General features: G+C 72.7%; 10 protein-coding genes. 3 read left to right on the top strand and 7 right to left on the bottom strand.

What is annotated here, in order from left to right:
* Nucleotides 1-52: 52 nt before the first annotated feature.
* Complete coding sequence (locus ACFQ9Z_RS08535; RefSeq protein ID WP_383012864.1) at nucleotides 53-1,108, top strand: ABC transporter substrate-binding protein; 1,056 nt, start codon at nucleotides 53-55, stop codon at nucleotides 1,106-1,108.
* Between the two features lie 18 nt (nucleotides 1,109-1,126).
* Here the strand turns inward: ACFQ9Z_RS08535 and ACFQ9Z_RS08530 are convergent, their stop codons facing one another.
* The 4 genes from ACFQ9Z_RS08530 to ACFQ9Z_RS08515 form a co-directional block, all read right to left on the bottom strand.
* Nucleotides 1,127-1,807, bottom strand: a complete 681-nt coding sequence (locus ACFQ9Z_RS08530) for a response regulator (RefSeq protein ID WP_383012861.1) — start codon at nucleotides 1,805-1,807, stop codon at nucleotides 1,127-1,129.
* Complete coding sequence (locus ACFQ9Z_RS08525) at nucleotides 1,804-3,513, bottom strand: ATP-binding protein (RefSeq protein WP_383012858.1); 1,710 nt, start codon at nucleotides 3,511-3,513, stop codon at nucleotides 1,804-1,806. Before ACFQ9Z_RS08525 ends, ACFQ9Z_RS08530 begins: the two co-directional genes overlap by 4 nt.
* Before the next feature lie 92 nt (nucleotides 3,514-3,605).
* Nucleotides 3,606-4,547 (bottom strand): sucrase ferredoxin, encoded by a 942-nt coding sequence (locus tag ACFQ9Z_RS08520; RefSeq protein ID WP_383012855.1) that lies wholly within the window; start codon nucleotides 4,545-4,547, stop codon nucleotides 3,606-3,608.
* A gap of 83 nt (nucleotides 4,548-4,630) precedes the next feature.
* Nucleotides 4,631-5,887, bottom strand: a complete 1,257-nt coding sequence (locus tag ACFQ9Z_RS08515; RefSeq protein WP_383012852.1) for a citrate synthase — start codon at nucleotides 5,885-5,887, stop codon at nucleotides 4,631-4,633.
* Nucleotides 5,888-6,001: 114 nt separating this feature from the next.
* Between ACFQ9Z_RS08515 and ACFQ9Z_RS08510 the strand changes: the two genes are divergently transcribed.
* Nucleotides 6,002-7,180 (top strand): citrate synthase, encoded by a 1,179-nt coding sequence (locus tag ACFQ9Z_RS08510; protein ID WP_383012849.1) that lies wholly within the window; start codon nucleotides 6,002-6,004, stop codon nucleotides 7,178-7,180.
* 290 nt (nucleotides 7,181-7,470) lie between these two features.
* On the opposite strand, the gene ACFQ9Z_RS08505 is transcribed toward ACFQ9Z_RS08510, so the two are convergent.
* A complete protein-coding gene (locus ACFQ9Z_RS08505; RefSeq protein ID WP_383012846.1) occupies nucleotides 7,471-7,707 on the bottom strand; it encodes a hypothetical protein in 237 nt (78 codons plus the stop codon).
* 233 nt (nucleotides 7,708-7,940) lie between these two features.
* Nucleotides 7,941-8,510, bottom strand: a complete 570-nt coding sequence (locus tag ACFQ9Z_RS08500; protein ID WP_383012843.1) for a DUF6082 family protein — start codon at nucleotides 8,508-8,510, stop codon at nucleotides 7,941-7,943.
* 332 nt (nucleotides 8,511-8,842) lie between these two features.
* On the opposite strand from ACFQ9Z_RS08500, the gene ACFQ9Z_RS08495 reads away from it, so the two are divergent.
* Nucleotides 8,843-9,919, top strand: a complete 1,077-nt coding sequence (locus tag ACFQ9Z_RS08495) for a CobW family GTP-binding protein (protein WP_383012840.1) — start codon at nucleotides 8,843-8,845, stop codon at nucleotides 9,917-9,919.
* Between the two features lie 28 nt (nucleotides 9,920-9,947).
* On the opposite strand, the gene ACFQ9Z_RS08490 is transcribed toward ACFQ9Z_RS08495, so the two are convergent.
* A complete protein-coding gene (locus ACFQ9Z_RS08490; protein WP_383012837.1) occupies nucleotides 9,948-12,404 on the bottom strand; it encodes a DNA topoisomerase (ATP-hydrolyzing) subunit A in 2,457 nt (818 codons plus the stop codon).
* Nucleotides 12,405-12,582: the final 178 nt, after the last annotated feature.

Raw genomic sequence — 12,582 nt, 5'->3', positions numbered from 1 at the left:
GCCGCCCTACGCACCTGCCCCTCCCCGCACACTCACAAGGACGTGAACCTCCATGCGCAAGACCGCCAGATACGCCTCTCTCGCCGTCTCCGGCCTGCTGGCCCTCTCCTCGCTCACCGCCTGCGCCAACGATGCGGCGAGCAGCACCTCGGCCGCCGGCGGCAAGGGCGACGGCAAGGGCACGAAGGTCAAGATCATGGTCGGTGGCCTGGACAAGGTCATCTATCTGCCGGCCATGCTCACCCAGCGCCTGGGCTACTTCGGCGACGAGGGTCTCGACGTGGAACTGCTCAGCGAGCCCGCCGGCGTCCAGGCCGAGACCGCGCTCGTCTCCGGCCAGGTCCAGGGCGCCGTCGGCTTCTACGACCACACCCTCGACCTGCAGACGAAGGGCAAGGCGGTGGAGTCCGTCGTGCAGTTCTCGCACGCCCCCGGCGAGGTGGAGGTGGTCTCGAGCAAGAGTGCCGGGGACGTCACCACGCCGAAGGACTTCAAGGGCAGGAAGCTCGGCGTCACGGGCCTCGGCTCCTCGACCGACTTCCTCACCAAGTACCTCGCGGTCAAGAACGGCGTGAACGTCAGCGAGTTCACCCCGGTCGCCGTGGGCGCCGGCCCCACCTTCATCGCGGCGCTGCAGCAGGGCTCGATCGACGCCGGTATGACCACCGACCCGACCGTCGCCACCATCCTGGACAAGAAGGCCGGGAAGATCCTCCTCGACATGCGCACCCCCGAGGGCTCCCAGGAGGCGCTGGGCGGGCCGTACCCGTCGTCCAGCCTCTACATGCAGACGGAGTGGGTGAACAGCCACAAGGACACCGTCCAGAAGCTGGCCAACGCCTTCGTCAAGACGCTCAAGTGGATGTCCACCCACAGCGCCGCCGACATCGCAGCCAAGATGCCCGCCGACTACTCCCAGGGCGACAAGACGCTCTACGCGGAGGCCATCAAGAGCACGCTGCCGATGTTCACCAAGGACGGCGTGATGCCGGAGAACGGCCCCGAGACCGTCGAGAAGGTCCTCAAGGCGTTCAACCCCAACATCAAGAACGCCAAGGTGGACCTGAAGAAGACCTACACCACCGAGTTCGTCGAGGCCGCCAAGTAGCGGCCGCGACCAACCCGCTCAGGCGCGGGTCGCCCACACGTAACGGTGTTCCGGGCGGCCCGCGTCGCCGTACCTCAGGGTCAGCCGGGCCCGTCCGGTCCGCTCCAGGAGTTTGAGGTAACGCTGGGCGGTCTGCCGGCTCACTCCGGTCAGCTCGGCGATCTCCTGCGCGGACAGGGCGCCTTCGGCCTTCATCAGGGCCCGGCGCACCAGCTCGGCGGTGGTGGGGGAATGCCCCTTGGGCAGCTCGGGCACCGACGGCGCGGACAGGGCGCCGAAGATGCGGTCCACCTCCGCCTGTTCGGCCTCACCGCCGCCGTCCAGCCTGCGGCGCAGCACGGCGTACGCCTCCAGCTTGGCCCGCAGTCCCGCGAAGGCGAACGGCTTCACCAGGTACTGCAGGGCGCCGTGCCGCATGGCCGCCTGGACGGTCGAGACGTCCCGCGCGGCCGTCACCATGATGACGTCGGTCTGGTGGCCGCGCCGGCGCATCTCCCGGGCGACCGCGAGCCCGGTGTCGTCCGGCAGGTAGTGGTCCATGAGGACCAGGTCGAGCCGGGGCAGCGTGTCCAGCCGGCGCAGCGCCTCGGCCGCGTTGTGCGCCTCGCCGGCCACGTGGAAGCCGGGCACCTTCTCGACGTAGGCGGCGTTGACCCGGGCGACGCGGATGTCGTCGTCCACGACCAGGACCTCGATCACCGTGCCTCCTTCGCGGCGGGGGCCGGCACCCCGGCCGTGCCCGCCGCCGACGTGCCCGGCCCGACGGGCGCGGGTTCCTCCTGCGGCGCGCCGAGCGCGTCGGTCAGCGCCTCGGGCAGTACGACGGTGAACTCCGCGCCGCCGCCGTCCGCCGTGCCCACCGTCGCTCCGCCGCCCTGCCGTTCGGCGAGCCGGCGCACCAGCGGCAGGCCCAGGCCCCGCTTGCCGTGCGCGGGCGGCTTCTTGGTCGACCACCCGTCGGTGAAGACCAGCTCCCGCTGGTCCGCCGGGATGCCGGGCCCGGTGTCGCGCACCCTGAGCACGACCGTGCGGCTCTCGGTGCGCAACTCGACCTCCACGCGCGCGTGCGGGGTGCCCGCGACCGCGTCCAGCGCGTTGTCCACCAGGTTCCCCACGACCGTCACCAGTCCGCGCGGGTCGACGAGCCGGTCCGGGAGCCGGGTGCGTTCCGACACCCACAGGGCGACCCCGCGCTCGGCGGCGACGGTCGCCTTGCCGACCAGCAGGGCGGCCAGCAGCGGATCCTGGATCTTCTCGGTGACCTGCTCGGCGGTGACCCGGTGGTCCCCGACCACCTCCCCGACGAACTCCACGGCGTCGTCGTACATCTCCAGTTCCAGCAGGCCGAGCAGGGTGTGCATGCGGTTGGCGTGTTCGTGGTCCTGCGCGCGCAGCGCGTCGATCAGACCGCGGGTGGAGTCGAGTTCACGGCCCAGCTGCTCCAGCTCGGTGCGGTCGCGCAGGGTGGCCACGGCGCCCCCGTCGTCGGTGGGCATGCGGTTGGCGACCAGGACGCGCTGCCCGCGCACGGTCAGCAGATCGGTGCCGGTCACCCGGCCGGCCAGGACGTCGGCGGTGCGGCCCTCGCCGAGTGCCTCGTCCAGCGACTTGCCGACGGCCTCGTCACCGATCCCGAGCAGCCGCCGCGCCTCGTCGTTCAGCAGGCGGATGCGGCCGCCGCGGTCGAGGGCGACCACGCCCTCCCGGATGCCGTGCAGCATCGCCTCGCGCTCGGCGAGCAGGGCCGAGATGTCGGAGAAGGCCAGGTCGCGGGTCTGCCGCTGCACCCGGCGGGAGATCAGCCAGGCGGCCAGCGTGCCCACCGCGAGGGCTCCGCCCGCGTACGCGAGCAGCCCAGGTATCGCGGCGAGCAGGCGGGCGCGCACGCTGTCGTAGGCGATCCCGACCGACACCGCCCCGATGATCCGGTGGTCGGCGTCGTACAGCGGCACCTTCCCGCGCGCGGAGCGGCCCAGGGTGCCCCGGTCGATCTCCATGACGTCGCGGCCGCCCAGCGCGTCCCGGGGGTCGGTGGAGACGCGCTGGCCGATCCGCTCGGGCGTGGGGTGCGACCAGCGCACCCAGTGGCGGTCCAGCACCACGATGTACTCGGCGTTGGTGGCGTGCCGGATCCGTTCGGCCTCCTCCTGCACCGGGCCGTTCCGGCTCGGCGGGGTGGTCAGCACGCCCTCGGCGATCTCCGGGTCCTGCGCCGTGGTCTGGGCGATGGCCAGCGCCCGGCGCATCGCCTCCTGGTCCAGCTGTTTGCTGAGCGGTGCCAGGAACAGCCCCGTCGCGAGCACCGCGACTCCCGCGGCGATCGCCACCTGCATCAGCAGCACCTGCGAGAACACCCGCCGGGGCAGACCGAGGCGCAGGCGGCGTACGGGGGGAGTGGGGCTCATACCCAGACGGTACGTGGGCGGCCCGGGCCGCCCCCAGCCGGTGTGGCACGGATCTCCCGCCCTCTTCCGGGCGGGGCTGGTGGCGCCGGGTCTCAGCTAGCCAGAGCCGTCGTCCGCAGCTCGCGCACCGCGACCACGTCCATGCGCGCCGGCGCGCCGAGCACCGCGGCGCCGCAGCTCTCGGGCCGCGGCGGCAGCGACGCGCCCTGCGCCACCGAGACGCGCCAGCGGCGGCCGTCTGCGTGCGCGACGGTGACCCGCCAGCGGGGCGCCCTGCCCTCGGTCCGCACGACCCTGAGCGCACCGGCCCGGCGGACCCCCGCCACCGAACGCACGGCCAGTTCGGCGGCCTGGCCGGGCCGTTCCCAGGCGGAGCACCCGCGGCAGCCCTCCAGCACCACACGCCCCTCCCGCACACCCTGCAGGGCCGCCTCGACCGTGTCCGCCTCCACTCGGCCGTAGGAGTAGCCGTACGGCAGGACGAGCACCGTCGGGGAGAAGCGATGACCACCCAGATGGGTGACCTCCCAGACGCCCCGCACGCCGGAGGCGGCCAGCTCCGCCGCCAGCGGACGGCCGAGGAGGGCGCAGCAGCGGTCGCGTTTGCCGTTGGTGCAGACGAGGGCGAGCGGGTCGCCGGTGTGCGGCGCGCCGCCGAGCGCGGTGCCGAAGGAGCGGTGGTCGCCGGCGCCGAGCGCGGTGAGGTCGAGGTCCAGCAGCCGGCGCGGGTCTTGGGCGGTGGCGCTGTGCAGCCATACGTTCCCGGGCACGGTGTGGGCCGCGTACACCTGCCGCGGTTCCGGGGTGCCGGGGTCGGCGTGCCGGCCGGGGCGCCGGATGAGCGCGACGCGGACGCCGGTGCCCTCGGCGGCGGCCTCCAGCGCGCGGCCGAGTGCGGGGTCGAGATGGCTCGAAGTGAGCGCCTTGGCGCCCCAGGGCCCGGACTGCTCCAGCAGCAGCCACGTCGTCGCCGTGGCGGCCGTGGCGGAAACGGGCTCGTCGAGACTCCGGGAGACGGTCGCACACCTACTCACAGAGGTGAGCCTAACCTGACTCTTCCTGGGGCGACTTCCGGCCGGGTCCCGTGTCCGCCGGGCCGCAGGCACGGACGGCCTTTCTACGGCAGGGGCTGCGGGGGACGCGGGCCGACGTAGTGACCGCTCGGGCGCATGCGCAGCGGGCGTTCGCCGTACTCCTCCAGGGCGTGGGCGATCCAGCCCGCCGTACGGGCGACCGCGAAGATCGTCTCCCCGGCGGTGGCGGGCATGCCGCTGGAGACGGTGAACACCGCGAGCGCGAGGTCGACGTTGGCGTGCAGCGGTGCTTGCCGCGCGGTGGTGGCGACGACGTCGCGCGCGGCGAGGAGCGCGGGCTCCGCCTGCGGTACCTGCTCCAGCAGTCCGAACAGCACGCGCGCGCGGGGGTCTTCGCCGGTGTAGAGCCGGTGGCCCAGCCCGGGGACACGGCGCCCGGCCCGCAGCTCGTCCGCGATCACCGGGACCGCGGTGCCCTGGTCCAGCACGTCGAGCAGCATCCGGTGGGCGAGACCGCTGGCGGCGCCGTGCAGCGGGCCCTCCAGGACGCCGAGTCCCGCCGAGACGGCCGCGTACGCGTGCGCGCGGGCCGAGGCGGCGACCCGCACCGCGAGCGTGGAGGCGGCCAGGTCGTGGTCGGCGAGGAGGGCGAGGGCGGTGTCCAGGACGCGCAGCGAGGCCTCGTCGGCGCGGCGGCCGGTCAGCCGGCCCCACAGGCGGCGGGCCAGCGGGCCGCCGTCCTCGTGGTCGTGCCGGACGGGCGGCAGCGCGGCCACGAGCGTGGGGATGAGGATGCGTCCGGTACCCAGCACGCTCTCCTCGGAGAGGTCGAAGCGGAGCGGGTCCTCGGCCGCCGCGGCGATGGCCGCCACCCGCAGCCGGTCGGCCGGTGAGGTGTGCCCCGGGAGGGCGTTCACGGCGCGGCGGGCGGCCTCGACGGTGGTCCCGGGTGCGGTGAAGGCCGTGCCCGGCGTCAGCCGGCCCGTCCACAGCCACTCCGCGACCTCCTCGTAGGAGTGACGTGCGGCCAGCTCCGTGGCGTCCACGCCACGGAAGTAGTAGCGGTCCTCCTCGATGAGGGTGATGCGGGTCCGCACGGACAGGTCGCCTCCGGAGCCCGGACTCCCCGCGGCCTCCCTGCGGTTCCGCCGGGCGAGTGCCTCGACGTCCTTCGCGTCGAAGGTGCTGGCGCGGCCACCGGGTTCGCGTCTGCTGCTGAGCAGGCCGCGGCTCACATAGGCGTACACCGTCTCGGGCTTCACGCCGAGCAGTTCGGCGGTCTCCCGGGTGCTCAGCCGTCGTCCGGGGCGCCGGTCGGGAGCGGGCTCGTGATCGCGCATGGAGGCCACCGTAGCCGTCCCTCTATATCTTGATCGACATATGTTGACTAAATCAATATTGACAGAGATCGAGTCAAGCATGGACAGTCGGATCGAGTCGAAAGAGGAGGCGCCATGCCCGTCAACAGGACCGCACCCCGGGTCGAGGTCCCGCGTGGCCTCGCGGGGGTCGTCGTCACCGACACCCGAGTCGGGGATGTCCGGGGTACCGAGGGCTTCTACCACTACCGGCAGTACTCGGCCGTGGAACTCGCGCGGACCCGCGGTTTCGAGGACGTCTGGCACCTCCTGGTGCACGGTGCCCTGCCGGAGCCCGAGCGGGCCGCGTCCTTCACGGCCGAGACGGCGAAGCTGCGCCGGCTGCCCGACGAGGTCCGCGCGGCCCTGCCCGCCGTCGCGGCGGCCGGCCGCGGTTCCGGGCCGCTGGCAGGCCTGCGCACCGCGCTGTCGCTGCTGGGAGCCGCCCGCGGGTTCCGCCCGGTCTACGACACGGACCCCGAGCAGCGGCGTGCCGACACGATCGCCGCCTGCGCGGCCGTGCCCACGCTGCTGACCGCGCTCCACCGGCTCGGGCGGGGCCTGGAGCCGGTGGAGCCCCGCGAGGACCTGCCGTACGGGGCGAACTACCTGTACATGCTCACGGGCGAGGAGCCGGATCCGCGGCGGGCCCGTGCTGTCGAGCAATACTTGATCTCAACGATCGACCACGGCTTCAACGCGTCGACGTTCACCGCAAGGGTGATCGCCTCGACGGGCGCCGATGTGGCGGCCTGTCTCGTGGGAGCCGTGGGCGCCCTGTCCGGACCGTTGCACGGCGGGGCGCCGAGCCGTGCGCTCGACACCCTGGACGCCATCGGAACGCCGGACCGGGCCGACGCCTGGATCAGGGAGCGGGTCCTCGCCGGTGACCGCGTGATGGGCTTCGGCCACGCGGTCTACCGCACGGAGGACCCCCGTTCCCGGATGCTGCGGGAGATCGCCCTCGGCTTCGGCGGCCCGCGCGTCGACCTGGCCGTCGAGGTCGAGAAGCACGTCGAGGCGGTTCTGGCCGAGCTGAAACCGGGCCGTGAACTGCACACCAACGTCGAGTACTACGCGGGCGTGGTCATGGAACTGTGCGGTCTGCCCCGGGAGATGTTCACCCCCACCTTCGCGGCCGCCCGGGTGGTGGGCTGGAGCGCCAACATCCTGGAGCAGGCGGCGGACCCGAAGATCATCCGGCCGGTCGCGCGGTACGTCGGTCCGGAGCCGCCGGTCGCGGTGCCTCCGGTCGCGGTGCCGCCGGCGGCCTGAGACGACGAGGACGCCCCGCGGCCCCCGGCCGGCCCGCGACCGACCCCTGGCTGTCCCCAGGCCGGGCAAGCCGAGCCCAAGCCGAGCCCGCACCGCACCGCACCGCACCGCACCGCGCCCGAGTCGACCCCGAGCCCGCGCCGCCCCCGCGCCGCGGACAGCCGAGCCGGCGCCGATCAGGCACCTGCCCGGGGCGCCCCTGGGCATCCAGCGCACGGCTCCCGGCACCCCGCGGCCGCCGGACCGGCGGGGAGAGTGCCGTGGGTTCGGCGTCGTCCGGGTGGGAGGCCTCAGGTGTCCGGGATGTCGGCCTTGGCGCGCAGCAGCGTCTCGCGGTCGATCACCACGATGCGCTCGTGGTCGGCGCGTGCCGCGTCGGCGGGCAGCTCGGCGTCGAGCTGGGCCGTCCGGTCGGTGCCGATCACGGCGAAACTGCCGTCCTGCAGTTCAAAGATGTCCGGGCAGGTCTGCCCGTTGACGCTGCCTCTGTCACGAGGTGGGACACCGATGCGGCGCACGATCTTCAAGTGGATCCCGGTCCTTGGTTGGTTCACGGTCAGTGGCTGCCCCCGGCCGGCCGCCGGAAGGGGTGCGCCCGGGGCGGCGAGGACGTGGAGGGCCTGCTGGGGAGGCGAGTGGGGTGTGCGCCAGGCAGGTGGGGACAACCTAGCCGCACTGATCGCGCTCCGGGGACGGACTTCGACCGCCGAACGAGTGAATCCCGGTGAATTATCTTGTCAGAACGCGGGGTGACACCGTGTCAGTCGTCCCCGGCGCCGCCCACCACCCACCACTCGTCGGTGTCCGCGTCGTCCAGCTCGGCCAGCAGGTCGTCGGTCATGCGGCCGATCCGGGCCTCCTCCGAGTCGGCCGGCAGGGTCGCACGGTGATGGCGGGTGGCCTCCCAGTAGGCGCGCATCGTCCGGCTCTGGAAGAGACCCCGCAGGTGCCCGCGCAGTTCGGCCCCGCCGAACAGCCCGATCCGGTAGCCGTGCACGGCGTGCACGTACAGGGTGTTGGCGAACAGGTACTGCTTCTGGACCTCGGGCGGCAGATCGCCCTCGTACGCGTCCAGCAGGGGCAGCAGATCCCGGTCCTCCATCGCGGTCAGCAGCAGCCGCCGGTGTTCCCGCTGGTACTCGACGCGGTCCTCGTGCCGGGAGGCCTCCCGGCGCTGTTCCTCGAGGGCGTCCAGACGGCGCAGCACTTCGACGCCGGCGCGGGAGAGCGCGTCCACGGCTCGGCGGTGGACGAGGAACGAGGTCACGGTGCCGGCCACCGAGAGCGCGAGGGCGGCCGCCATACGCGACGGCCCCTGGGAACCAAACATTTGTGTGACCATGTCAACCCCCGAATCAGGCGGCCGTCCGCCGGTCGTCGGAGTGCGGGTCGACGGTAGGGGACCGGCGAGCTAAGGGCGGCGCTTGCCGTCTCCCAGGGTGCCGAGCGGCTCTGACCGGCGGGGAGGCGGAGAGAAGGCGCACAGAGGGATGCGAGGGTCGCACACTCCGGCGCCTTGTCCAACGTGTGCCCGGCGTGGCCTGCCGACAATCGTTCACTTCGCCGGGTTTCTGCCCGCTCGTATCCTGGTCGCTCAGTCAGTTTCCGTCCGCGCGCCGGGACACGATCCGGCGTGCGCGTCCGCATGAGAGAGGTCGCCCGTTGGGGAACAGCCCGGCCAACAGCCGCAGCCCGCAGCAGGTCCCGGTGGTCGTGCTCGCCGGATTCCTGGGCTCCGGGAAGACCACGCTCCTCAACCACCTGCTGCACCACAGCGGAGGCAGCCGCATCGGGGCGATCGTCAACGACTTCGGCGCCATCGAGATCGACGCGATGGCGGTGGCCGGCGCCCTCGGCGACTCGACCGTCTCGCTCGGCAACGGCTGCCTGTGCTGTGCCGTCGACGCGAGCGAACTCGACGTCTACCTGGACCGGCTCGCCGCGCCCGCCGCCGGCGTCGACGTCATCGTCATCGAGGCCAGCGGACTCGCCGAGCCGCAGGAACTGGTGCGGATGGTGCTGGCCAGCGAGCACCCGGGGGTCGTCTACGGCGGTCTCGTCGAGGTCGTCGACGCCGCCGAGTTCGACGACACCCGCACCAGGCACCCCGAGATCGACCGGCACCTCGCCCTGGCCGACCTGGTCGTGGTCAACAAGCTGGACCGGGCGCCGGACGCCGACCGGGTGCTCGCGCTGGTCCGCTCGCTCACCGACCGGGCCGCGGTGCTCCCCGCCACCTACGGCCGCGTCGACCCGGAGTTCCTCTTCGACTGCCGGCCGAGCGAGGAGCGCATCGGCCAGCTCTCCTTCGACGACCTGCACGAGCACCGCGACGACGACCACGCCGGCCACCTGCACACCGGTTACGACAGCCTGTCCTTCGCCTCCGGGCCGCCGATGGACCCCCGCCGGCTGATGCGCTTCCTGGAGAGCCGCCCCGAGGGGCTCTACCGGATCAAGGGATACGTCGACTTCGGGCCGTACGACACCCTCAACCGGTACGCCGTGCACGCCGTGGGCCGGTTCCTGCGCTTCCGGCCCGAGCCCTGGCCGGCGGCCGGCTCCCGCCGCACCCAGCTCGTGCTGATCGGCGCGGGCATCGACGCGGACGCCCTCCACAAGGAACTCGAGGCGTGCGGGAACGACGCCCCGCGCGCCGACGAGCACGGCATGTGGGGCGTCCTGCGCTACGTGCCCGGCTCCGAGGAGGAGCCGGGCACGGACACCTGCGGGGCGTAGCGGCCGCAGGTGCGTGCGGGCGGGCCCCCTACGCCACCGGCCCCGCGACCACCGCCACCGTCTTCGGCAGCGATGTGCCCGAGCCGTCGCGGCGCGGGTCCGGCTCCGGGAGCTGCACCGGGGTGCCGTTCTTCTGCGCCGCCCGTGCCGGGACGGGGCCCACCCAGGCCAGCGACAGGCAGTCCTCGCCCTTCAGGAACCGCTGGCAGCGCACGCCGCCGGTGGCGCGGCCCTTGCGCGGGTACTGGTCGAACGGGGTCAGCTTGGCCGTCGTCTGCACCGAGTCGTCCAGCGTGCCGCGCGAGCCCGCCACCGTGAAGACCGCCGCGTCGACGGCCGGGTCGACCGCCGTGAAGGAGATGACCTTGGCGCCCTCGGCCAGCTTGATGCCCGCGATGCCGCCGGCCGGGCGGCCCTGCGGGCGCACGGCGGACGCCTGGAAGCGCAGAAGCTGTGCGTCGTCCGTGATGAACACCAGGTCCTCCTCGCCGGTGCGCAGCTCCACCGCGCCGACGATCCGGTCGCCCTCCTTGAGCGTGATGACCTCCAACTCGTCCTTGTTGGACGGGTAGTCGGGCACCACTCGCTTGACGACACCCTGCGCCGTGCCGAGCGCGAGGCCGGGGGACGACTCGTCCAGCGTGGTCAGGCAGACCACCGTCTCGTCGTCCTCCAGGGAGACGAACTCCGCCAGCGGCGCCCCTCCGGACAGGTTCGCCGTCGCCGCCGCGGGCAGCTGCGGAAGGTCGACGACGTTGATCCGCAGCAGCCGGCCCGCCGAGGTCACCGCGCCGATCTCGCCGCGCGCCGTGGCCGGGACCGCCGAGAGGATCACGTCGTGCTTCACGCGCTTGGCGCCGCCCGCATCCGCGAACGGCTCGTCGGTCGCCGTACGGGCCAGCAGACCCGTCGACGACAACATCACCCGGCAGGGGTCGTCGGCGACCTGGAGCGGCACCGCGGCCACCGGCGTGCCCGCGGACTCCAGCAGGACCGTGCGCCGGTCGGTGCCGAACTTCTTGGCCACGGCGGCCAGTTCGGCCGAGACCAGCTTGCGCAGCTCCGCGTCCGACTCCAGGATCCGGGTCAGCTCCTCGATCTCGGCGGTGAGCTTGTCCTTCTCCGCCTCCAGCTCGATGCGGTCGTACTTGGTGAGCCGGCGCAGCGGCGTGTCGAGGATGTACTGCGTCTGGACGTCGCTCAGCGAGAACCGCTCCATCAGGCGCTGCTTGGCCTGCGCGGAGTTCTCGCTGGACCGGATCAGCCGGATGACCTCGTCGATGTCGACCAGGGCGGTGAGCAGGCCCTCGACCAGGTGCAGCCGGTCGCGCTTCTTGCCGCGGCGGAACTCGCTGCGGCGCCGGACCACGTCGAAACGGTGGTCGAGGTAGACCTCCAGCAGCTCCTTCAGACCCAGCGTGAGCGGCTGGCCGTCGACCAGCGCGACGTTGTTGATGCCGAAGGACTCCTCCATCGGCGTCAGCTTGTAGAGCTGCTCCAGGATCGCCTCCGGCACAAAGCCGTTCTTGATCTCGATGACCAGGCGCAGCCCGTGCTCACGGTCGGTGAGGTCCTTGACGTCGGCGATGCCCTGGACCTTCTTCGAGTTGACCAGGTCCTTGATCTTGGCGATGACCTTCTCCGGGCCGACCGCGAAGGGCAGCTCGGTCACGACGAGGCCCTTGCGGCGGGCGGTCACGGCCTCGACGGCGACCGTCGCCCGGATCTTGAACGTGCCGCGTCCCGACGCGTACGCGTCCCGGATGCCGTCCAGGCCGACGATCCGGCCGCCGGTGGGCAGGTCGGGGCCCGGGACGTGCTTCATCAGCGCGTCCAGGTCCGCGTTCGGGTACCTGATCAGATGGCGGGCCGCCGCCACGACCTCGCGCAGGTTGTGCGGCGGCATGTTCGTCGCCATGCCGACCGCGATGCCCGAGGAGCCGTTGACCAGCAGGTTCGGGAAGGCGGCCGGCAGCGCCACCGGCTCCTGCTCCTGGCCGTCGTAGTTGGGCGCGAAGTCGACCGTGTCCTCGTCGATCGACTCGGTCATCAGGCTCGTCGCCTCGGTCATGCGGCACTCGGTGTACCGCATGGCGGCCGGCGGGTCGTCGTTGCCCAGCGAGCCGAAGTTGCCGTGGCCGTCGACCAGCGGGACGCGCATCGAGAACGGCTGCGCCATGCGCACCAGGGCGTCGTAGATCGAGGAGTCGCCGTGCGGGTGCAGCTTGCCCATGACCTCGCCGACGACGCGGGCGCACTTCACGTAGCTCCGGTCGGGGCGCAGGCCCATCTCGTTCATCTGGTAGACGATCCGGCGGTGCACGGGCTTGAGTCCGTCACGGGCGTCCGGCAGGGCGCGCGAGTAGATGACCGAGTACGCGTACTCGAGGTAGGAGCCACGCATCTCGTCCACGACGTCGATGTCGAGGATCCTCTCCTCGTACGAATCGTCGGGCGGCGGGGTCTTCGTGCTGCGGCGGGCCATCGCTGCCGGCTCCTCCAGATTTCTGTTCGCTCGCGGTTGACGGACCTGACGCGGACCATTGTGGACCGCGGCACTGACAACCCGGGCCGCGACCCGGTCCCCCGCGGTCCGGCCCGGTGCCGGGAAGTCGTCCCACGGCACGCGGGACGCAGGCTACGCGATCCGCTGTGGGCGTACG

The sequence above is a fragment of the Streptomyces sp. NPDC056580 genome, from assembly GCF_042793175.1.
Lineage (GTDB): Bacteria > Actinomycetota > Actinomycetes > Streptomycetales > Streptomycetaceae > Streptomyces.
This window is presented reverse-complemented; position numbering and strand designations above follow the sequence as displayed.

What these genes read in the sequence shown, in the direction of transcription:
- ACFQ9Z_RS08510 (WP_383012849.1), top strand. Translation starts at nt 6,002, where the DNA reads ATGCCCGTCAACAGGACCGCACCCCGGGTCGAGGTCCCGCGTGGCCTC.
- ACFQ9Z_RS08525 (WP_383012858.1), bottom strand. Translation starts at nt 3,513, where the DNA reads ATGAGCCCCACTCCCCCCGTACGCCGCCTGCGCCTCGGTCTGCCCCGG.
- ACFQ9Z_RS08535 (WP_383012864.1), top strand. Translation starts at nt 53, where the DNA reads ATGCGCAAGACCGCCAGATACGCCTCTCTCGCCGTCTCCGGCCTGCTG.
- ACFQ9Z_RS08490 (WP_383012837.1), bottom strand. Translation starts at nt 12,404, where the DNA reads ATGGCCCGCCGCAGCACGAAGACCCCGCCGCCCGACGATTCGTACGAG.
- ACFQ9Z_RS08515 (WP_383012852.1), bottom strand. Translation starts at nt 5,887, where the DNA reads ATGCGCGATCACGAGCCCGCTCCCGACCGGCGCCCCGGACGACGGCTG.
- ACFQ9Z_RS08500 (WP_383012843.1), bottom strand. Translation starts at nt 8,510, where the DNA reads ATGTTTGGTTCCCAGGGGCCGTCGCGTATGGCGGCCGCCCTCGCGCTC.